The 22,579-nt window shown below is 37.3% G+C and carries 20 protein-coding genes; 12 read left to right on the top strand and 8 right to left on the bottom strand.

What is annotated here, in order from left to right; translation table 11 throughout:
• Window positions 1-55: 55 nt before the first annotated feature.
• From J4771_RS11020 to pyk, 9 genes are all read left to right on the top strand, one after another.
• Complete coding sequence (locus J4771_RS11020) at window positions 56-313, top strand: hypothetical protein (protein ID WP_224135053.1); 258 nt, start codon at window positions 56-58, stop codon at window positions 311-313.
• Window positions 314-473: 160 nt separating this feature from the next.
• Window positions 474-1,421, top strand: coding sequence for a 1,2-phenylacetyl-CoA epoxidase subunit PaaA (gene paaA, locus J4771_RS11015; RefSeq protein ID WP_224135052.1), 948 nt, complete (start codon window positions 474-476; stop codon window positions 1,419-1,421).
• A gap of 93 nt (window positions 1,422-1,514) precedes the next feature.
• Window positions 1,515-2,426, top strand: coding sequence for a formimidoylglutamase (gene hutG / locus J4771_RS11010; protein ID WP_224135051.1), 912 nt, complete (start codon window positions 1,515-1,517; stop codon window positions 2,424-2,426).
• Window positions 2,427-2,650: 224 nt separating this feature from the next.
• Window positions 2,651-4,324: a T9SS type A sorting domain-containing protein gene (locus J4771_RS11005; protein WP_224135050.1), complete on the top strand. Its 1,674-nt coding sequence runs from the start codon at window positions 2,651-2,653 to the stop codon at window positions 4,322-4,324.
• A gap of 204 nt (window positions 4,325-4,528) precedes the next feature.
• On the top strand, window positions 4,529-4,768 hold the full coding sequence (locus J4771_RS11000; RefSeq protein ID WP_002976354.1) for an acyl carrier protein: 240 nt from the start codon (window positions 4,529-4,531) through the stop codon (window positions 4,766-4,768).
• 25 nt (window positions 4,769-4,793) lie between these two features.
• A complete protein-coding gene (fabF, locus tag J4771_RS10995; RefSeq protein WP_224135049.1) occupies window positions 4,794-6,038 on the top strand; it encodes a beta-ketoacyl-ACP synthase II in 1,245 nt (414 codons plus the stop codon).
• Between the two features lie 15 nt (window positions 6,039-6,053).
• Entirely contained in the window at window positions 6,054-6,818 is a 765-nt protein-coding gene (rnc, locus tag J4771_RS10990; RefSeq protein WP_224135048.1) for a ribonuclease III, read from the top strand.
• Window positions 6,793-7,266 carry an IPExxxVDY family protein gene (locus J4771_RS10985; RefSeq protein ID WP_224135047.1) on the top strand — a complete coding sequence of 158 codons (474 nt, stop codon included), beginning with the start codon at window positions 6,793-6,795 and terminating at the stop codon, window positions 7,264-7,266. Before rnc ends, J4771_RS10985 begins: the two co-directional genes overlap by 26 nt.
• Window positions 7,259-8,704 (top strand): pyruvate kinase, encoded by a 1,446-nt coding sequence (gene pyk, locus J4771_RS10980; RefSeq protein WP_224135046.1) that lies wholly within the window; start codon window positions 7,259-7,261, stop codon window positions 8,702-8,704. The genes J4771_RS10985 and pyk overlap by 8 nt, the downstream gene beginning before the upstream one ends.
• Before the next feature lie 201 nt (window positions 8,705-8,905).
• On the opposite strand, the gene groL is transcribed toward pyk, so the two are convergent.
• The 5 genes from groL to J4771_RS10955 form a co-directional block, all read right to left on the bottom strand.
• A complete protein-coding gene (gene groL / locus J4771_RS10975; protein WP_224135045.1) occupies window positions 8,906-10,531 on the bottom strand; it encodes a chaperonin GroEL in 1,626 nt (541 codons plus the stop codon).
• 89 nt (window positions 10,532-10,620) lie between these two features.
• Window positions 10,621-10,899: a co-chaperone GroES gene (locus J4771_RS10970; RefSeq protein WP_224135044.1), complete on the bottom strand. Its 279-nt coding sequence runs from the start codon at window positions 10,897-10,899 to the stop codon at window positions 10,621-10,623.
• 181 nt (window positions 10,900-11,080) lie between these two features.
• Window positions 11,081-12,112, bottom strand: a complete 1,032-nt coding sequence (locus J4771_RS10965) for a leucine-rich repeat domain-containing protein (RefSeq protein ID WP_224135043.1) — start codon at window positions 12,110-12,112, stop codon at window positions 11,081-11,083.
• A gap of 59 nt (window positions 12,113-12,171) precedes the next feature.
• Window positions 12,172-14,541: a M1 family metallopeptidase gene (locus J4771_RS10960; RefSeq protein ID WP_224135042.1), complete on the bottom strand. Its 2,370-nt coding sequence runs from the start codon at window positions 14,539-14,541 to the stop codon at window positions 12,172-12,174.
• A gap of 74 nt (window positions 14,542-14,615) precedes the next feature.
• Entirely contained in the window at window positions 14,616-15,194 is a 579-nt protein-coding gene (locus tag J4771_RS10955) for a HupE/UreJ family protein (RefSeq protein ID WP_224135041.1), read from the bottom strand.
• Between the two features lie 54 nt (window positions 15,195-15,248).
• Here J4771_RS10955 and J4771_RS10950 point away from each other — a divergent pair, with 54 nt between their 5' ends.
• Window positions 15,249-15,758, top strand: coding sequence for a DUF6702 family protein (locus tag J4771_RS10950; RefSeq protein WP_224135040.1), 510 nt, complete (start codon window positions 15,249-15,251; stop codon window positions 15,756-15,758).
• Here the strand turns inward: J4771_RS10950 and J4771_RS10945 are convergent.
• Both J4771_RS10945 and radA read right to left on the bottom strand, forming a co-directional pair.
• The gene (locus J4771_RS10945) at window positions 15,755-16,327 is read right to left on the bottom strand and encodes an acyl carrier protein phosphodiesterase (protein ID WP_224135039.1); all 573 of its coding nucleotides are present in this window, start codon (window positions 16,325-16,327) and stop codon (window positions 15,755-15,757) included. The two genes, J4771_RS10950 and J4771_RS10945, sit on opposite strands and share 4 nt — an antisense overlap.
• A 161-nt stretch (window positions 16,328-16,488) precedes the next feature.
• Window positions 16,489-17,835: a DNA repair protein RadA gene (gene radA / locus J4771_RS10940; RefSeq protein WP_224135038.1), complete on the bottom strand. Its 1,347-nt coding sequence runs from the start codon at window positions 17,833-17,835 to the stop codon at window positions 16,489-16,491.
• Between the two features lie 256 nt (window positions 17,836-18,091).
• Here radA and J4771_RS10935 point away from each other — a divergent pair, with 256 nt between their 5' ends.
• Both J4771_RS10935 and yidC read left to right on the top strand, forming a co-directional pair.
• Window positions 18,092-19,711, top strand: coding sequence for a CTP synthase (locus tag J4771_RS10935; protein WP_224135037.1), 1,620 nt, complete (start codon window positions 18,092-18,094; stop codon window positions 19,709-19,711).
• A gap of 204 nt (window positions 19,712-19,915) precedes the next feature.
• Entirely contained in the window at window positions 19,916-21,733 is a 1,818-nt protein-coding gene (gene yidC / locus J4771_RS10930) for a membrane protein insertase YidC (RefSeq protein ID WP_224135036.1), read from the top strand.
• 156 nt (window positions 21,734-21,889) lie between these two features.
• Here the strand turns inward: yidC and J4771_RS10925 are convergent, their stop codons facing one another.
• Window positions 21,890-22,474, bottom strand: coding sequence for a ribonuclease HII (locus J4771_RS10925; RefSeq protein WP_224135035.1), 585 nt, complete (start codon window positions 22,472-22,474; stop codon window positions 21,890-21,892).
• Window positions 22,475-22,579: the final 105 nt, after the last annotated feature.

Below are 22,579 nucleotides of genomic sequence, written 5' to 3'. Positions count from 1 at the left end.
AACAAGATTGGTAAATTGCTGCATTGATAAATTGGTAAATTAAAAAAATAAAATCATGGCGGACTGGAAATTTGCTTCATTGATTGAAGTTGACAAAGAATATAAAGTGGACGGATTGAATATCTGGAACCACTATTGGAATTGCTCCGACCGAAAAATTGAAGTGAGAGGTCCTTTTGAAGGACAGGTTTATTTCTTCAATGAATATGAAATAAAGACTCCTGAAAAGACTGTTACCTTTGTAGCGGGAGAATTCTCGAATCAGAAAATTGGGATTTATTTGAAGGATGATTTGAGCGGAAAGAAACTTTAGTCTTTTGCTTTCTGCTTGCGGAAATAAGCTTTCCGCAGAAGCAATCATCAAAACGAACGGACTTTAACCCTATTTATAAAAATCAACATTCCGTTGACTTTAGCCAAAATTTAATTCACTAAAAAAGCCGAAAGCAGATTGCTGAAAGCTAAAAGCAATTATGGATACAGAAAAATTTTTACAATACGTTCAGGCAGAAAATAAAGTCGAGCCCAAAGATGTAATGCCGGAAGATTACCGCAAACTCCTTGTTCGTCAAATTTCGCAACACGCCCATTCAGAAGTCGTGGGCATGCTTCCTGAAGCCAATTGGATCACAAGAGCTCCTTCTCTCCGCAGAAAAATGGCACTTTTAGCAAAAATTCAAGATGAAGCAGGACATGGACTTTACCTTTATGCCGCAACAGAAACCTTGAACGACGGAACAATCTATGCAGACCGTGATTCCACTTACAACGACATGCTTTCTGGAAAAGCAAAATATTCAAGTATTTTCAATTATCCCGCACTTTCTTGGGCAGATATTGGTGCAATTGGTTGGCTCGTTGATGGCGCCGCCATTATGAACCAAGTAATGTTGATGGGAAATTCTTACGGACCTTATTCAAGGGCGATGGTGAGAATTTGCAAAGAGGAATCCTTTCACCAAAGACAGGGTTACGAAATTTTGATGACGCTTTGCCGCGGTACAAAAGAACAAAAAGATTTGGCACAGGAAGCTCTGAACCGTTTTTGGTGGCCTGCTTTAATGATGTTCGGTCCAAACGATGATGCTTCACCGAATTCACAAAAATCTATGAATTACAGAGTTAAGCGAGAAAGCAACGATTCCTTGAGACAAAGGTTCGTAGATGTAACCGTTCCGCAAGCTGAATTTTTAGGACTGAAAATTCCTGATGAAAATTTAAAATGGAATGAAGAGCGAGGACATTACGACTTCGGCGATTTACCTTGGGATGAATTTATGGAAGTTTTGAAAGGAAACGGACCATGCAACAAAAAACGCCTTGAAACCAAAAGAAAAGCACAGCAGGAAAATGCGTGGGTAAAGGAAGCGGCGATGGCGTATGCAGAAAAAATGAGCAAGGAACTCATTAATAATGAATAATTCTGTTTCATAAATCTTCAAATTTCAATTGCGGAGTAATCACGAACTCCATTAAAAATAAGAAAAACCAGTGAGTAAATCTCAAATTAATCAATGATTTGGCAAGGACGCAACGACGGCGACGATATTTTAGCTCAAAGAATTTTTCAAAAAGTTTTTTTGGAAAATGATTACGCAAAGATTTCGCCGAAAGATTTCGTTTTACATGGCTTCGCCGTAGATGAAGGCGTGCGAAGAAATAAAGGAAGAATCGGAGCAAAAGATGCACCCGATATCATCCGAAAAAACATGTCGAATTTTCCCGTTGTCCATCCCGAATTTTCATTAAAAGATTTTGGAAACGTTTATTGTGAAGATGGAAATCTTGAAAATTCTCAAAACAAACTTGCTGAAAAAGTTGCTAAAACTTTAGAATATACGGGAAAATCCATCGTTCTTGGTGGTGGTCACGAAGTTACTTTCGCCCATTATTCAGGAATTAGAAAAGCGTTTCCAAATAAAAAAATCGGAATTATTAATATTGATGCACATTTTGATAACCGAGAACCCGAAAATGGATTAGCAAGTTCTGGAACAGGTTTTTGGCAGATTGCGCAGGAAGGAAACATTCACTCTTTACATATCGGGATTCAACGAAATTCAAATACTTTAAGACTTTTCGACTCCGCACATCAATTTGGAATGAAGTATATTTTGGCGGATGAGCTCTTTTTTGAAAACCTTACACATCTATATAAGGAGATTGATTATTTTTTAGAAAATTGCGATATCCTTTATCTCACCATTTGTATGGACGTTTTCAATGTGGCGATTTCTCCCGGCGTTTCCGCTTTAGCTTATAATGGAATTTTTGCTGATTCAACTTTTATGCATTTTTTTAAGCATATTCTTAAATCCCGAAAATTATTAGCGATGGATGTTGCAGAGGTGAATCCAGTTTATGATATCGGTGAAAGAACCTCCAGATTGGCCGCAAGCCTTGTTAATGAGTGGTTAACAACTTAAAGGAATTACCTCCTGTAATTTTATTTGGCCCTTTAGAAAGACGCCATAAAGCCCTATACCGAAAAAACCTTACCCTTAAACTTGTACCTAGAACAATGCTTAATTAGAATCAATTTTTAACAATTGTTTAAATAAAAATAGTTTTTTTTAAGAAATATTATATTTTTATTAAATTTTGTCATACATTAGTGACGAATTATTTTTTAACCCAAATTAAAGTTATTATGAAAACAAAATTACCCTTGCTAATGTTGATAGCAATGCCAATTCTTGGCTTCGGTCAGTCGAATGCAAAAAGAGCTGTTCATCAACCTAATGTAAAAAAAATTGCAACAGCGTCAACTTTAGCACCTGCTAAATTTCCACTCGCTTACTGTACCCCTGCACTGGATTGTACAGATGGTGATTTAATAACCAATGTAACAATTGGAACAATTAACAACACCAGCAATTGTGGAGTAAATGGCTATTCAGATTATACAGCCATAACAACGAATGTTCAAGCAGGACAAACTTATCCGATCTCTGTAACCGTAGGAACGGGATGGGCATATGAAAATGTTTCAGTTTGGATTGATTACAACAAGAACGAAACATTTGAAGCTTCTGAATTCACCCATATTGGAAATAGAAACGGAAATCCAACTGGGGTTGTAATCAACAACAACATTACTATTCCTGCAGGAACTCCTTCCGGTAATTATAGAATGCGTGTAAGAGTTGCCGCAGATGCAGCGAATGCAGCTTTAGATCCAACATTTGCATGCGACCAAACTCAAGGATATGGCGAAAGTGAAGACTACACGTTAGTAATTCCTGTAGTAGGCTGTCTGAACGCAACAAATGGACAGTGGCCATCTTTAACCTTCACTCCAAATTGCAACGGAAGTCCTGCTAACATTACCACTGCAGCCTATTTAAATGAATATTCAAAAGTTAATGTTACAAGTGGTGTTCCTTATACGTTCAGCACGTCAAACGTATCTTATTTCATCACCATTTCTGATGAAGCAGGGACCACTTCATTAGCGGCAGGTGTAGGAAGCGTAACATGGACACCTACAGCTTCAGGGGTTGTTCGTTTTTATTCTCACTTAGACAACACGTGTGGTGGTGGAAACACTATTCACAGCCGAATTATTAAATGCGGAACACCTCCACCTCCGGCGGTAAACTGCGCTGATTTCAAAGTACCTTCAAATAATCGTGAAAATGGAGGTTTCTTTGGTGGTTCAACCGCACAGAGACTTGCTATAGATTTACCAGTAAATTCTAGTGCACTCACTGTTTACGGTATAGAACCAATTGTAGCCGGAACAGCAACTTCTTTCAGCTTTAAAATTTATAATGACAGTGGCGATTTACCTGGAACAGAACTCGCAACCCGTACCGGAACAATTGTCGGAAGTACAGTTACAGGAAATGCATTTGGGTACGATTTCATTAAATATACCGTTGCGTTTGACACTCCTTTAAATTTAGCAGCCAATACAAAATATTGGATTGAAGTTGTTTCTGACGCTGTAGCTTGGGAAAGTACTACCGCAAACAAACTTGGCTCATTTGACGTATTTATAAATAGTAATACTGCAGGAGCTTGGACGCACGGAACAAGTGAATACGTATTCAATCTAATCTGTAACAGCTTGGGTGTAAATGATTTAAACAAAGCTGGATTTAGTTATCATCCTAATCCTGTAAAAGATTATTTAACTATTACCTCGAAGAAAGCAATTGAAAGTGTTTATATTTATAACGGTGCGGGACAAAAAGTTCATACTTCTGTGAAGCTCGTTGATGGTAAAATTAACATGAGCAAAATGGTACCAGGAGTTTATCTTGTGAATGCTATACTTTCTGATGGAACTAACCAGTCTTTCAAAGTAATTAAACAATAAACAGCTATATTTTTACCCAACAATAGATACAGTCCGGAATTCTTCCGGACTGTTTTCAATTATTGTACTTTAGGCAATTTAAAATTCATTAAACCGTTTAATCCCATGTTAAAATTATACTCTAAAAAATAATAAAAAAATACTTTATCCTAAAGAATTTTATATATTTGCATCAACTAACAATTAATCAAAAAATAAATTACTATGTCAGACATTGCATCAAGAGTAAAAGCTATTATCGCTGATAAACTCGACGTTGAGGAAACAGAAGTAACTCCAGAAGCTAGCTTCACTAACGATTTAGGAGCTGATTCATTGGATACTGTTGAATTGATCATGGAATTCGAAAAAGAATTCAACATCCAGATTCCTGATGATCAAGCAGAAAAAATTACAACTGTAGGACACGCTATTGCTTATATTGAAGAAGTAGTGAACAAATAATATTCTATCAACAGAAACTAAATTTATGGAATTAAAAAGAGTAGTTGTTACCGGTTTTGGCGCTATAACGCCTATTGGGAATAATGCCAAAGATTACTGGGAAAGCCTTGTAAAAGGTGAGAGCGGAGCCGCTCCGATTACTCTTTTTGATGCCACAAACTTCAAAACCAAATTCGCCTGCGAAGTAAAAAACTTCGATCCATTAAACCACTTCGACAAGAAAGAGTCTAAAAAGATGGACCGAAATACACAGTTCGGACTCGTTGCAGCAAGAGAAGCGGTGGAACATTCCCGCATCATGGAGGATAATGTAGACAAGAACAGGGTCGGCGTAATTTGGGGTTCCGGAATTGGTGGTTTAGAAACTTTCGAGACCGAAGTTTTGGGTTGGGCAAATACGGAAATTCCGCGTTTCAACCCGTTCTTCATCCCGAAAATGATTGCCGATATTACACCTGGACACATTTCGATAGAATATGGTTTTCATGGGCCGAATTACACTACGGTTTCAGCGTGTGCTTCATCAGCAAATGCCATTATCGATTCCAAGATGTTGATTCAGTTAGGAAAAGCAGACGTTATTGTTTGCGGTGGTTCCGAAGCTGCAGTTACTGCAAGTGGAGTTGGTGGATTTAATGCAATGATGGCGCTTTCCACGAGAAACGATGATCCGAAAACAGCATCAAGACCTTTCGACAAAGACAGGGATGGTTTTGTTCTCGGTGAAGGAGCGGGCTGTATTATTTTGGAAGAATACGAACACGCGAAAAAACGCGGTGCTACAATCTATGCCGAATTAAAAGGTGGCGGTATGAGTGCAGATGCTTATCACATGACTGCACCACATCCTGAAGGTTTGGGCGCTTATCTCGTAATGAAAAATTGTTTGGAAGATGCAGGTGTAACAACCGACGAAGTAGATCATATCAATATGCACGGTACTTCTACTCCATTGGGTGACATCGCAGAATCTAACGCAATTTCTAAATTATTGGGTGAACACGCTTTCGACATTCAGATCAATTCCACCAAATCGATGACCGGTCACCTATTGGGTGCAGCCGGAGTTGTTGAGGCAATTGCAGCTTTAAAAACGATTATTCACAAAGTAGTTCCGCCTACAATCAACCATTTCACGGACGATGAAAAAATCGACAGCCGTTTGAATTTCACGTTCAACCACGCTGTAGAAAAGGATGTGGAGATTGCGATGAGCAACACGTTCGGTTTTGGTGGGCACAATGCATGTGTGCTTTTCAAGAAAATTTAAGTTTTAAAGTCCTTTATGGAGTTAAAGAAATACTTTTCTAAATTCTTAACTCAAAGAAAAAAAAACTTCTCGGAAAAAGATTATTATTTAAGCAGCGAAATCAGCAAGATTACCGGTTGCGGAATTCAGAATATCAATCTTTACCGTGAAGCATTTTCCCTTAAAACCACTTCTAAAAACAAGGAAATCCGAAATTACGAAAGACTGGAATTTTTGGGTGATTCTGTTTTGGGAGCGATTATATCCTGTCATCTTTTTGCGACTTATCCCGATGCAAACGAAGGTTATTTAACGCAGATGAAATCCAAAATCGTCAACCGTAAAAACCTCAACAAACTTGGTTCTGAACTGAATTTGCCTAAATTTCTTCAAAACGAATCGCAAACACCTTTAAGTGAAAATATTGCCGGAAATTTATTTGAAGCATTAATAGGCGCGCTTTATCTTGACGTAGATTACGAAACGTGTAAGAAAGTAGTTTTAGAAAGACTTTTAACTCCATCTGAAATCAACAAACTGGAAAACAAAATTGTAAGTTACAAAGGTTTGCTTTTGGAATGGAGCCAAAAAAAGAAAGTCAACATCAAATACGAAACCTGCGAAGAATTACAACCTAATAAAAGTTTGGTATTCCGCAGTTATGTTTGGTTGGATGAAGAAAAAATTTCAAACGCCACGGAAACTTCCAAGAAAAAAGCCGAAGAAAAAGCAGCACAACGCGCATTTTATATTCTGAACAAAAAACAAAGCATCCTTGAAAACCAAAAAACTGCTACTTGATATTGAAGATGATGACGAAGAAATAACGCTGGGTCTAGTTCGTCTTGCTAAAGAAGTTCCTGATTATGAGCTTTTTTACCAAATCAATTCTATTAACTCATTTCAGTTTTCGCGTATTGAGGATTTTGTTTACCACGGATTTTATTACGATTATTATTTCCCGAGATTTCAGACTTACCATACCGAATCTAAAATCTGCATCCATTTTATTTCAAATAAATCCACGCATTTCCTTCAGAAAAAAATTTCAACGGAACTCTTTTCAGGAGAACAGGAAACCAAGTATTTGCTTGATCATTTTCAAGATGTTGATTATCTTATTAAAACATCAGAAACGTTTGATGATTTTTCACTAATTTTGCTCCCTGAAAATCTCGTGTTTAAAACACAGGAATTTACTTTAAGTTCCGATGAAGAACTTTATCAACTAATTCAATACTATGAATAAATACTTAAAAAAGACAAAAATCATCGCCACGCTTGGTCCGGCTTCTTCTGATAGAGAAACCATGATTGATCTTATCAAAGCGGGTGTAGATGTTTTCAGAATAAATTTTTCCCACGCCGATTATGATTTAGTAAGAAAAAATGTGGAAACGATTCGTGAAATTAATCAGGAATTTGGCTTTTCTGCAGGAATACTTGGTGATTTACAGGGACCGAAATTAAGAGTGGGTGTCGTGAAAGAAGGTTCTTACCTGAATCCCGGCGATATTTTGACTTTTACCAATGAAAAAATAGAAGGAGACTCGAAGAAAGTTTATATGACTTACCAAAAGTTTCCGCAAGATGTAAAAGTAGGTGAAAGAATTTTGATTGATGACGGAAAATTGGTTTTGGAAGTTATTGAAACCAATGAAAAAGATACCGTAAAAGCAAAAACCATTCAAGGTGGACCATTGAGTTCTAAAAAAGGGGTAAACCTTCCGAACACCAACGTTTCACTTCCTGCTTTGACGGAAAAAGACATTCAGGACGCCAACTTCATGCTTGATTTGGAATTGGATTGGATTGCTTTATCCTTCGTTCGGCACGCTCAAGATATTATTGATTTAAAGGAGCTCATTAAAAAACATCCAAACAATAAGCAGAAAACCCCAATTATCGCTAAAATCGAAAAACCTGAAGGCGTAAGAAACATCGAGGAAATTCTATCAGAATGTGATGGTTTAATGGTTGCTCGTGGAGATTTGGGTGTAGAAGTCCCGATGGAGGAAGTTCCTGCGATTCAGAAAAATTTGGTGGAAAAGGCGAGAAAATTCTCAAAACCTGTTATTATCGCGACTCAAATGATGGAAACGATGATCAACAGTTTGACGCCGACAAGAGCTGAAGTAAACGACGTTGCAAACTCCGTTCTCGACGGTGCTGATGCGGTGATGCTCTCCGGTGAAACCTCAGTAGGAAGATATCCGGTAGATGTGGTAAAAAACATGTCGAAGATTGTAAAGAATATTGAACAAACGCATTTCTATCAATCAAAGAATTCACCAATCGAGCACGAATTCAACTGTATTGATGACCGTTTTATTACGAACAGAATTTGTCTTGCCGCAGTAAGAATTGCAAAAACTACTAATGTTGAAGCGATTGTAACGCTCACACACTCAGGTTATACGGCATTTCAAATTTCGGCGCACCGACCGAATTCGAACATTATTATTTTCTGTTCAAACCGAAGGGTAATCACGATGCTGAATCTTCTGTGGGGAGTTCGTGCATTTTACTATGATATGGAGAAATCTACCGATGAAACCATTGTTCAAGTAAATATGCTTACTCATACTCATGGTTTTGTGGAAAAAGGAGATTTTGTAATTAATTTAAATGCAACTCCTGCTTACGAAGGAGGAAAAACAAATACGTTGCGATTGACGACGATTTAGTCGAGTTACGAGTTTCGGGATTCGGGATTCGAGATATAACAAACCCTCTCCAAAGTTGGAATTTTGGAGAGGGTTTGTTTTTGGACACCCCGTCTGAAAGAGGGGAGCCGTTTCGCAGAAAAAAATCCGTTCAAATTTTTTGAACGGATTTTGTTTCTTGTTATGTGGATTGCAGAAAGCAGAAAGCCGACTGCAAAGTTCCTACATCATTCCCGGCATTCCTCCTCCCATTGGTGGCATTGCTGCTTCTGGTCTCGGAATTTCGGTGATTACGCATTCTGTTGTCAACAACATTCCTGCAACGGAAGCTGCATTTTCCAACGCAACACGAACTACTTTTGTAGGGTCGATAATTCCTGCTTCGTACATATTCACGTACTCGTCAGTTTTCGCGTTGAAACCGAAATCTCCGCTTCCTTCCTCTACTTTTGCAACGATTACAGAACCTTCTCCTCCTGCGTTTGCTACGATTTGACGAAGTGGCTCTTCGATCGCTCTTTTTACAATTTTAATACCTGTAGTTTCGTCAAGATTTGCTCCATTAAAATTCAATGATGAAATTGAACGAACCAAAGCAACGCCACCTCCAGGAACGATTCCTTCTTCCACAGCAGCACGAGTTGCATGCAAAGCATCATCAACTCTGTCTTTTTTCTCTTTCATTTCTACTTCGGACGCAGCACCAACGTAAAGAACTGCAACACCTCCTGCTAATTTTGCAAGACGTTCCTGAAGTTTTTCTCTGTCATAATCGGAAGTCGTGGTTTCCATTTGCGCTTTGATTTGGTTTACGCGACCTTTAATTTGCGCTTCATCACCACCACCGTTTACGATGGTTGTATTGTCTTTATCGATGGTCACTTTTTCAGCAGTTCCCAGCATTTCCAAAGTGGCATTTTCCATCGTGAATCCTCTTTCTTCGGAGATAACTTGTCCACCTGTTAAAATTGCGATGTCTTCTAACATTGCTTTTCTTCTGTCGCCGAATCCCGGTGCTTTTACCGCAGCGATTTTTAAAGAACCTCTCAATTTATTTACAACCAAAGTTGCCAAAGCTTCCCCTTCAACTTCTTCAGAAATAATTAAAAGCGATTTTCCTGCCTGTGCAACTGGTTCCAAAACTGGAAGCAATTCCTTCATTGAAGAAATTTTCTTTTCAACTAAAAGAATGTATGGATTTTCCAATTCAGCCACCATTTTTTCAGGATTGGTTACGAAATATGGAGATTGATAACCTCTGTCAAACTGCATTCCTTCAACAACATCTACAGTTGTATCGGTTCCTTTTGCTTCTTCAACGGTGATCACGCCTTCTTTACCAACTTTTCCGTAAGCTTCTGCGATTAACGAACCGATGGTATCGTCGTTATTTGCAGAAATTGCCGCAACTTGTTTGATTTTCTCTGAAGAATCACCAACAACTTGAGATTGAGATTTCAAATTTTCAACTACAGCCGTAACTGCTTTATCGATTCCTCTTTTCAAGTCCATTGGATTTGCGCCTGCTGCAACGTTTTTCAAACCTTCACGAACGATTGCCTGTGCTAAAACAGTTGCGGTTGTAGTTCCGTCACCTGCAATATCATTGGTTTTGGAAGCTACTTCTTTTACCATTTGTGCTCCCATATTTTCCACTTTGTCTTCCAGCTCGATTTCCTTTGCTACGGAAACACCGTCTTTGGTAACATGTGGCGCACCGAAAGATTTTTCGATGACTACGTTTCTACCTTTTGGACCCAAAGTTACTTTTACTGCATTTGCCAATGCGTCAACACCTCTTTTCAGGGCGTCTCTTGATTCGATATCGAATTTTATTTCTTTTGCCATAATTTTTTAGATTTTAGACGTCAGATTTCAGACGTCAGATTTTAGTTAATAATTTTTAAAATAAATAACACCAAGTTTCAGTCTGAACTCTATCCCAAGATTCCCAATAAATCTCCTTCTCTTACAATAAGAAAATCTTTTCCATCCAACTTCAATTCAGAACCTGAATATTTTCCGTAAAGTACTCTATCGCCCACTTTTACGGTAGTTGGTTCATCTTTTTTTCCAGGTCCAACTGCAACTACAGTTCCTTCTTGCGGTTTTTCTTTTGCAGTGTCTGGAATAATAATTCCTGATGCGGTAGTAGTTTCAGCAGCGTTTGGCTCGATGAGAACTCTGTCTGCTAATGGTTTGAAATTTACTGACATAATAATTATTTTTTTTAAATATTTTCTGTGCTCAATTTCTCCAACTTTATACCATTCGAGGTTTCAAGTTTCAAGTTCCAATTTTCAAGTTCAAATTGGCAGACTTTAAATATTGAGGTGAAATTTTGGCAGAAAAAAAGCCATCCAAAATGAATGACCTTATAAGTTAATTATAGGATTTTTATTCCTTTATAAATTTGCTATTTCCTTTTTCGGTTGTTAAAATATAAACTCCTGATGGAAGATGAGATATATTGATTTTTGAATCCTTATTCGCTTTTTTATCAAGTACAAGCTTACCGTCTGTAGTAAATATTTTTATTTGTTTTACTTGTTGGCTCAGATTTATGTAATCTTTAGCAGGATTAGGGCTGATAAAAATTTTAATTTCATTGTTAGTCACCTCAGATGTAGATAAATTACAACCAGTTAGCAACTGTGGAACAGGATCTGTATTGGGCAACAAATCATAGCTGTCTTTACAAATTAATTGTATAGGATTACCTTCAACATTTAAATATTGAAGATTTTGCAAAAAACCATCCTGAAAAGAAAGTGAATTTAGCTGATTGTTTGAACAATTTAAAATTTTCAAAGTTTGCAACCCACTGAGATTAATCGATGTTAGATTACTATTATTTATGTAAAGTGTCTGGATTTTGGGTAATGAACTTAAACTAATGGTTGAAGGTATACTATTATTAACGAATGAGAGTGTTTCCAAACTAGGCAGATTGCTTATTTGTAAAGAAGAAAAATTATTACCACCAAGATCTATATATTTTAAATATATTAATCCACTAAGATCAATTGAAGAAAGCTGATTATTACCGCAATATAAATATCTTAAATTGGTAGAACCATTTAGATTAATATTGGTAATATTATTATCCGCAATGTATGCATGCTGCAAGTTTGTCATTTCACTTAAATCAACAGTGGTAAGATTATTAGGGCCACAATACAAATTTATTAGATTTGAAAAAGACTTTATGCCTGTTAAATCTGAAATATCTTTGTCATTTAGATTTAATGAGGTAATATCTACAGCTTCTGTAAGTTGTATCTCTCCATCATTGTTTGTATCTACTCCGAGTGATATGAGCGCATTCTTGAAGTTTGGATCAGGAATGTTTACTATTTGTGCGGTTGTAAAGCATAGTGAAAATAAAAGAAAAAAAAGAAAAAGACTTTTTAATAAAATTGTTTTCATTCTTTGAGGATTTATTCGTAAAATTAAAAATAAATATTCAAAATTGAGTTATTTATTAATTATTTCTTTCCTGCAGCCTGCATCGGATTCACCCTTCCTTGTGCAGCTCCTCTTGCAGAACCTTCTTGTTTCTGTTTGAAAACCTGGAATTTCGAAGTCGGCGCCGGAATTTCGCCCCAGAAATTGTTGGAAGTATCAATGTCTGCCGTTTCTTTCATTGGGTCAAGCTGTACGGATTTTAATTTTTTATCAAAATAATAAGTTAGAGAAACTTTCTGTTCGTTCTTTCGCCAAATTTGAGCAGATTTCTTGTCATTCAATTTTGAGCCGTCTTCAAAGGTAAATTCAAGAATAATCGGCATTACCAAACCGCCTTTGTTGCTAAAATCTATTTGATATACAGTGATGTTTTGCAGTTTGGCTTTATCTTTTTCTGGAACTCTTTCTTGATTGTCGTTTTTCTGCGTGTATTTTTTATTGGTATCCACTTTTTCTAAACCACGATTGTATCGCCAGTAAAAATCTTGGGTTTCTTTGTCTTTATCGGTATAAAAAACGATGTTTTTATCTTCACGGTTTCGAATTTTTGAGATGTCCTCGAAACTGTTTTGCAAAGGCTTATCAACGGTGTAGGTAACTTCCTGTGGTTTCGGAGTTGCGTCCAAATCGGGCGTTGCAACAGTCACTTTATCAATGGAAATATCTACCGGATCGATTCCGTAGAACCAACCACGCCAAAACCAATCGAGATTTTCAGCACTTGCATCATTCATCGTTCTAAAAAAATCTGCAGGTTCAGGATGTTTGAACGCCCATCTTTTAGAATACATTTTAAACGCTTTATCAAAAAGTTCTCTTCCCATGATGGTTTCACGCAGAATATTTAATCCGGTTGCTGGTTTTGAATAGGCATTGGGACCAAACTGAATAATGTTTTCGGAGTTGGTCATAATCGGCTCCAACTGATCTTTCGGCAGCCTCATGTAATCCACAATAGTATGAGCTGGACCGCGACGGGATGGGAATTTGGTGTCCCATCTTTCCTCCGTTAAATATTCCACGAAAGTGTTCAAACCTTCATCCATCCAACTCCACTGTCTTTCATCGGAATTGATGATCATCGGGAAAAAGTTGTGTCCAACTTCATGAATAATTACGCCGATCATTCCGTTTTTAATTCCTTCGGAATAAGTGCCGTCTTTTTCAGTTCGCCCGAAATTGAAACAGATCATTGGATATTCCATTCCATTTGCCGCTTCCACAGATTGTGCGACTGGATAAGGATATGGGATCGTATATTCGGAATAAGTGAGAATCGTATGTGCAACAGCTTTTGTAGAAAATTTTCTGTAAAGATTATAGGCTTCCTTTGGATAAAGGCTCATCGCCATCACGTGGTTTTGGTTTTCAGGAATCACTACTTTCATTCCATCCCAGATAAATTTTCTTGAGGAGGTCCAGGCAAAATCTCTCACATTTTCAGCTTCGAATTTCCAAATTTTTCTTTCTTTTAATTTTGACTTTTCAGCTTTTTTGGCTTCATCTAAGGTTACAATCTCAATAATATCATTGGAGTTTTGAGCTTTTTCCCATCTTTGGTATTGTGCAGAAGTAAGAACGTCTTTAAAATTTTTTCCCGTTCCAGTTGCTGCAACAATATGATCTGCAGGAACATTCATCGAAACTTTGTAATTGCCAAAAGGTAATGCAAACTCACCTCTTCCAGTAAACTGGTTGTGTTGCCATCCCTTGAAATCACTGTACACACACATTCTTGGAAACCATTGCGTCATGGTGTAAAGGTCGTTTCCATCTTCAGGAAAATTTTCGTAACCGCCTCTTCCGCCCATCGTCATTCGGTTTGGAATGTTATAATTCCAATCGATTTTGAACACAAATTTTTCCCCTTTTTTCAGAACTTTTGGCAAATCGATTCGCATCATGGTTTTATTTACGGTAAATTTCAATGGATTTCCAGAAACATCGGTCACTTTTTCCAAATTTACTCCGTAACCATTATCTTTTCGTGGAATTTCGCTAATTCTTAATCGGTCAGAATTGGATTGCTTTGGCAAAGTTGACTCACTTTCATAACCCGCATTTTTTACAGAAGATTGTTGGTTTTCATCCAGCTGAAGCCACAAATAATCCAAATCGTCGGGAGAATTGTTGTAGTAGGTCACCGTTTCGGAACCTTTCAAGTTTCTTTTGTCTTCATCCAAATACGCGGTGATGTCATAATCTGCTCGGTTTTGCCAATAACCTTGTCCAGGAGCTCCGGAAGCAGTTCGGTAAACATTCGGTGTAGGTAAAATCGTTCCGAGTGCCTCAAATTTATTTCCGTGATTGCTTGTAGGATTGTTATGGATATTTTGGGCAAAAACGCCCAACGGAAGACACAATGAAAATATAATGGATTTGAAATTCATATTCAAATAATTTTAATTTATTGAAAAAAGTTGCTCAAAAATAATGAAAATAATTATGATTATCGGTGATGAAACTAAAAAGGCAACCTTTCTAAAGTCATTTTTAAAGCCAACGCAAAAACTCCCGAAGATATAAACATGATCCAGTCTTTTTTGTGAACTCGAAATATTTTTATCACCACGAAAAGCAAAATCAGAAGTGCAATAACAACTACAATTTGACCCAATTCCAAACCAATGTTGAAACCGAGTAAAGGTGTATACAAATTTTGTTCTTTAGCCAACATCATTCTCGCCGTGTTCGCAAAACCCATTCCGTGAATCAGACCAAAAAACAAGGCAAGGAAATAATTGATCCGCATCAATTTAGACTGATTTCCTTTAAAAATAATATTGTCGAAAGCCGTGATGACGATCGACAATGGAATTAGAAACTCAACCCAATCCGACGAAATCCTAATGATATCCAAAGTGCTCAACGCCAAAGTGATGGAATGTCCGATGGTGAAAGCGGTGACCATAACCAGAATCTTTTTCCAATCGCTGAACGAATAAACCGCCACCAAAACCAAAACGAAAAGTTGATGATCAAGCGCATCGAGCGAAATAATGTGTTCCCAACCGAGTTTTAGATAGAAAATAAAATCCTGCATGATGGTTAAATTTTTGAAAAGCGATAATACAAAAATTATATTTACTTTTGAGTCATGAAAAAAATACTTTTTCTTCTTTCTTTCCTTTTTGCTCTATTCTATACAAATCTTCAAGCCAGGGAAATCCATCCATACCACGTTGGTTCTGTTGAATTTAACTACAGTTCAAAATCCAAAACTTTTGAGATTTCCGGGAAATTTTTTTTGGATGATTTAGAAAACGCTTTGAAGGAAAAATACGGAAATGCAGTTCATTTCAATGACGCTAAATACAAATCTCAAATCAATGAATTGCTCACCAAATACTGTGCGGATTACTTAAAGCTAAAAGTTGATAATAAATTTGTGAAAATCAGTTATTTAGGTTACGAAGAAGACAGCGAATCGGTCAATATTTATTTAGAATCGGAGGTAGTAAATCAACCCAAAAAAGTGGAAACTGCGGTGAGTCTTCTGTACAATTTATTTGACGACCAAATGAACATCATCCACATTATCGTGGGCGGAAAAAGACAAAGCGACCGATTGAATTATCCGGATCGTTATCTCTACAAAAACTTCTAAAATTCCGAGTTGATTTTTGTGACATGCTCCAAAAGTTCTGGAAAGAAAATGTCGAAATGATTTTGAAGTCGAGGTTTGTTGTTCATAAAAACTTCAAAAACCGCTAAATTTTTATCCAAATATTTCGCTTTGTTCAACACGTTTTGGATGGAAAATTTGATTCCCCAATCTTCCTTGTAATTGTAGAGCCAATTGTCTTTTTCCATTTTTTTTAGCATTAAAATGAAATTTGCGGGAAGATATTTTTCATGCTTCCACAAAATCCGAAATACTTTTTGGGAATGATTAAAAAGAACATCGTCTGGAAGGGAATTTGCCAAAAAATAATCAAATGCCACGTCCACAAATGCTCCCGAATACAGCCGAACCAACGGACTGAAAACCTTCTTTGCTTCCGAAATTTCGGGATGAGCATCGGTGAAAGTATCAATTTCTCGATGCAAAGTTATTCCCTGTTGAATTTTTTCGGGAAAAGAATAACGCTCGCTGTTTCTGATAAAGTCTTCCAGAAATTGCCCGACAATTTGTTCATCGGAAAAAGTGAGGTAGGAATGGGCGAGAAAGTTCATGGAATTGGATGATGAGTGCAGGGTGATGGATGCTCAAACGCCACCAATTAATAATTTTTTCAAAAATAGGAAAAAGATTTTGATAAAAACTTTAGTGTGAAAACCAACATTTCTAATTCACAAATTCATCTTAATCCAGCTTCCGTCATCCCTCTTCCAGCCTAAAAAAGAAACTCATGAAAATCCTCAATCTTGCTCACTTCCACGATCGTGATTCCATACTTTTTCTTTGGAATTTTATTGAGGTTCGAAACAAAAATCTTTTCGTAACCCAATTTTTCCGCCTCGGAAATTCGTTGCTCAATTTGGGGAACGGGACGAATTTCGCCACTCAAACCGATTTCTCCCGCAAAACAGAAATGTTCGGAAATGGCAATATCTTCATTGGAAGAAAGAATCGAAGCGACCACCGCCAAATCTAAAGCAGGATCATCGGTCTTTATGCCGCCGGTAATGTTGAGGAAAACGTCTTTCGCACCCAACTGAAAACCTGCTCTTTTTTCGAGAACGGCAAGAAGCATATTCAACCTTTTGGAATCGAAACCGGTACAACTTCTTTGTGGAGTTCCATAAACGGCCGAACTTACCAATGCCTGAATTTCAATCAACATCGGGCGATTTCCTTCCAAAGTTACTGCGACTGAATTTCCTGAAAGCTCTTCAAATTTTTTGGTGATTAAGATTTCAGAAGGATTTTTAATTTCCTTTAAACCTTGCGAAATCATTTCGTAAATTCCAATTTCTGAAGTGGAACCGAAACGGTTTTTATTCGCTCTCAATAATCGGAACAAATGATTTCTGTCTCCATCAAAATTGAGAACTACATCGACCATGTGTTCCAAGACTTTCGGACCTGCAATTTGTCCGTCTTTGGTGATATGACCAACCAAAAAAACAGGTGTATTCGTGTCTTTTGCGAATTTGATGATTTCGTTGGAACATTCACGGATTTGGGAAACGGTTCCAGGTGAACTTTCAATCAACTGACTTTGAAGGGTTTGAATGGAATCGATGATTACAAAATCAGGTTTCAGTTTTTTGGCTTCATGAAGGATTTTTTCCACGGAAGTTTCGGTAAAAAGGTAGCAGTGCGGATTTTGAAGTTCAGTCAATCGGTCGGCTCGCATTTTTATTTGTGATGCGCTTTCTTCACCGGAAACGTAAAGAATTTTCTTCTTCATTTTCAAGGCGAGCTGCAGCAAAAGCGTTGATTTTCCAATTCCCGGTTCGCCGCCGATTAGGGTGACGGAACCTAAAACAATTCCACCGCCCAAAACGCGGTTGAGTTCTTCGGAAGGTGTTTTGATGCGGGCTTCTTCGTTGGTTTCAACTTCGATGATGTTGATGATGTGCTGTTTCGATTTTTCTAAAACACTTTTTGTGGAAGGTTTTTCTACAATTTCTTCGACCAAAGTATTCCATTGTCCGCAGTTTTTGCACTGACCGAGCCATTGTGGATATTGAGTTCCGCAGTTTTGACAGAAATATGCTGTTTTGAGTTTTGCCATGTTGCGAATTTCGTGAAATTTTTAAGATTTCAGTACAAAGGCACAAAGTTTCTGACAAATAACACCAGCTTTGTGAAAGTAGTATTTTCTTGGTGTCACAGTGTTAAAAATAGCCCTGATTGCAGCGGTTACCCCGCAACAAACGATGGCAAAAGCGTTGGCGTGAGGAGTAGGAGCGGAAAGCAGGTTCCCGGCTCCTAAAAATTTCATTTGCCTTGTCTGCCAAATTCCACTAACTTTGCGCAAACCTAATCTAATGAGTAAAAAGAACACCAAATACATCTTCGTAACAGGAGGTGTTACCTCTTCTTTGGGGAAAGGAATTGTGTCGGCGTCGCTTGGTTTGTTATTGAAATCACGCGGTTTTAAAGTCACCATTCAGAAACTCGACCCCTATATCAATATCGATCCCGGAACTTTAAATCCCTACGAACACGGTGAATGTTACGTGACCGAAGACGGAGCGGAAACCGATTTGGATTTGGGACATTACGAAAGATTCCTTGATTCTCAAACTTCACAAAACAACAACGTTACGACCGGAAAAATTTATCAAACCGTGATTGAAAAAGAGCGGAAAGGTGATTTTTTAGGAAAAACCGTTCAAGTGATTCCGCATATTACGAACGAGATTAAGCGCAGAATCAAAATTTTGGCAAAGAAAGATTACGACATCATCATCACCGAAATTGGCGGAACTGTGGGAGATATCGAGTCGCTTCCTTATATCGAATCGGTGCGTCAGTTGAAATGGGAGTTGGGCGAAAATAATTCGATGGTGATTCATTTGACGCTGCTTCCTTATTTGGCTTCGAGTGGCGAATTGAAAACGAAACCTTCACAACATTCGGTTCGTCAGTTGATGGAAAGCGGAATTCAAGCCGATGTTTTGGTGTGCAGAACCGAACATAAAATTCCGAAAGAACAGCGTGCAAAATTGGCGCAGTTCTGCAACGTAGGTTTAGAAAATGTGATTGAATGCAAAGATTTGGACACGATTTATGAAGTTCCGCTTTATCTTCAGAAACAAGATTTTGATGATGTGGTTTTGAAAGAATTAGGTTTAAAGAGCGATAAGGAAGCCGATTTGAAAGATTGGAAAAATTTCCTTAAAAAATATCAGAATCCAAAGAAAAAGGTGGAAATCGCTTTGGTGGGGAAATATGTTTCGCTTCAAGACTCCTACAAATCGATTGCGGAAGCGTTCATTCACGCAGGTGCAGATTTGGAAACCGAAGTGAAAATCCGTTGGGTTTACAGTGGCGAAATTACCAAAGAAAATGTTGAAGAAACATTTAAGGGAATCGATGGAATGTTGATTGCTCCAGGTTTTGGTGACCGTGGAATTGAAGGGAAAATCCTTTCTGCGAAGTTTGCACGTGAGAATAATATTCCGCTTCTGGGAATTTGTTTGGGAATGCAGATTATGACGATTGAGTTTGCAAGAAATGTTTTAAGTTTATCAAAAGCAAATTCAATGGAGTTTGACACTTCTACTCCAGAACCGGTGATTTCTTTAATGGAAGAACAGAAAAATGTGGTGGAAAAAGGCGGAACAATGCGACTTGGAGCGTGGAAATGCTCCTTGAAAACAGGTTCGAAATTGGCGGAAATTTACGGCTCAAAAAATATTTCAGAAAGACACCGTCATCGTTATGAGTTCAATTCTGAATTTAAGGAAGACTTTGAAAAGAATGGATTAATTCCGAGCGGTTTTAATCCCGAAACTGGTTTGGTGGAGACTTTAGAGCTGAAAAATCATCCTTTTTATATCGGTGTTCAATATCACCCGGAATACAAAAGTACGGTTGCAACACCGCATCCTTTGTTTAAAGCGTTTATAAAAGCGGCGACGAAGAATAATTTTTCTCACTGATTTTGCAGATGACGCAGGTTTCCTTTCTAAAATAATTAAATGTCCGTTCATTATACGGACATTTTTATTTAATGATAAAAAGTGAGTGCTTTCTAAAAAAATCAGTATTTTTGTCCACTTAAATTTTCGGGTATAAAGTTTGAGAATTTTCAGACTTAAAAACCTTGTCCCGAGAATTCGGGGTCAAATCTCAAATTAAAAAACATGCAGCAAAATAACGGTTTAGATAAGAATCAACTGATTAGTTTCGTACTTTTTACGCTTATTTTAATGGGTGGAATGTTTTATTTCCAAAACAAACAGGCGAAAGAACAACAGCTGAAAGATGCAGAAAACAAAGCAAAAGCTACGCAAACCGTACAAAACAGTCCTACAAAACCTGCCATCGTCACTAATCTGAACGACAGTGTAAAAACCGCTTCCATTCAGCAAGTGGAGTTGAAAAACAAGGACTTGACTTTGACGATTTCAACTTTGGGCGGACAAATTTCAACCGTTCAACTGAACCAATACAAAGCGTACAACAGAACTACCGACAAAAACGACAAGCAGCTTTTGCTTTTCGATAAAAATAATTCGACTTACGGATTTCAGTTTAAAGACAAAACGGGGAAAATTTTCAACACGAAAGATTTGGTTTTCTCGCCTGTTCAAAACGGAAATTCTGTAACGATGCAGGCAAATGTGAATGGAGCGGTTATCCAGTTTATTTATAATTTATCAGATAAATACACTGTTGATTTCAATGTAAAAACTCAGGGACTTTCGCAACTGGTTTCGGACCAAAAAGCAGATTTTGTTTGGGATTACAACGTTCGTGAAATGGAAAAAGGTCGTTCACAAGAACAAACGCACACGGAATTCAATTACACGTTCAACAATTACAAAAGTTTTGACTACGACGGGAGAACCACCATGGAAGAACCCGATGAAACTTTGAATTGGCTCGCTGTAAAACAACAGTTTTTCACGGCATTAATTGAACCAAAAAACGGTTTCAAAAATTCCAGAGGTTCGCAGGAAATGATTGAAGAAGGTGAATACTTGAAGAAATTTAATTTCAACGGGCAGGTTGATTTGGCAGGAAACGAATTGAATCAGGATTTCAAATGGTACTTTATGCCTTTGGATTTACCTTTATTAAAGTCTTATGAAGGTAAAAATTTTGATGAACTTCTTCCTTTAGGTTGGTCATTTATCGGAAGTTTGAACAGATGGTTCTTTATTCCTTTATATAATTTAATTTCAAGTTGGGGAATTGCTGCAGGTTGGGTAATTTTCTTGATGACGATTTTCGTGAAAATTATCTTGTCGCCAATTATGTTCAAACAACATAAATTGAGCGCGATGATGAGAGTAATTCGCCCAGAAATTGATGAGGTGAATGCCAAATTCAAGGACGCGGATCCGATGAAGAAACAGCAGGAAGTGATGTCGGTTTACCGAAAAGCAGGCGTGAATCAAATGGCGGGATGTTTACCGGGCTTGATTCAGATTCCTATTTTCTATGCGTTGTTCCGTTTCTTCCCAAATATGATTGATTTAAGAGGGAAAAGTTTTTGGTTTGCTAAAGATTTAACAGCGTATGATGATGTTATAAAACTACCTTTCAATATTCCTTTTTTAGGTGACCATTTAAGTATTTTCGCGATTGCGTGTACTATTGTTATACTTATCTATACCGTTATGACGGCAGGAAATATTCAGCAACCGACACAGGAAGGAATGCCGAATATGAAAGTGTTGATGTATATTTTCCCAATCACGTTCTTATTTTTCTTAAACACCTCTGCATCTGGACTTTCCTGGTATTATTTTGTTTCGAATGCAATCAACATCCTCATTATTTTAGTCATTAACTATTGGATTTTGGATGAGAAGAAGATTCACGCTCAAATTCAGGCCAACAAACAGAAAGAGCCGAAAAAGGAAGGAAAATTCCAAAAAAGAATGCGTGAAATGATGGAACAAGCGCAGGAGCAGCAGAAATTGCAACAGCAGCAAAAAGGGAAGAAAAAATAGTTAGCGTGTTGCTGTATTGGTGAGTGAAAGGGTTTCATACTCCTTAATTATATATATAAGAAAAATCGGAAACTATAATTTCCGATTTTTTTTGTTTTTCAAACTTCAACCTTCTTCAAAATGTACACTGCTGAAATCCGAAAAGTAGATTGTGCATCAATCATAAATAAGCTTGAAAGATTTCCTATGGTGAATGGTTGGCCCGAATTTATTCAGCGCTTCACGATGTTGTTTGGTGGCATAACCCATATTTTTATTCCAGCCATAGTGAGGAAATTCATCATGAAGATTAATCATTAATTTGTCCCGGTAATTTTTTGCTATAATAGAAGCTGCAGCAATTGAGAGTATTTTAGAATCACCTTTAATAATACATTGATGCGGCGTAAAGTTGTAGGGATGAAATTTGTTTCCATCTACCAAGATTAGTTCTGGTCGAATTTTCAATTGATCAAGGGCAAGATGCATCGCGTGAATGCTGGAATTAAGGATATTGTGTTCATCTATAAAAGCGGGTGGAAGTTCGGCAATCGCATATTCTTTTACATTGTCTTTTATATACGAATCAAGTTCAAATCTGGTCTTAATTGTTAATTTTTTGGAATCGTTAACCAAATTTTGCTTAAAATTATCGTCCAAAATAACGGCTGCAGCGACAACAGGACCACTTAAACAGCCACGTCCCACTTCATCACACCCTGCTTCTAAATAAAGATTCGACCACTTTTTTAATAATTCCACAATAAACAATTTAAATAAACGTTTAAAATTACGATTAATATAAGATTACAAATTTATTAAGAATTATTTAACAAAAAATTTGGTCAGTTTGATAAAGTTTTGCAC

The organism is Candidatus Kaistella beijingensis, from assembly GCF_020084865.1.
Lineage (GTDB): Bacteria > Bacteroidota > Bacteroidia > Flavobacteriales > Weeksellaceae > Kaistella > Kaistella beijingensis.
The sequence above is the reverse complement of the archived record's forward strand: the minus strand, read 5'-3'. Positions and strand labels throughout refer to the sequence as shown.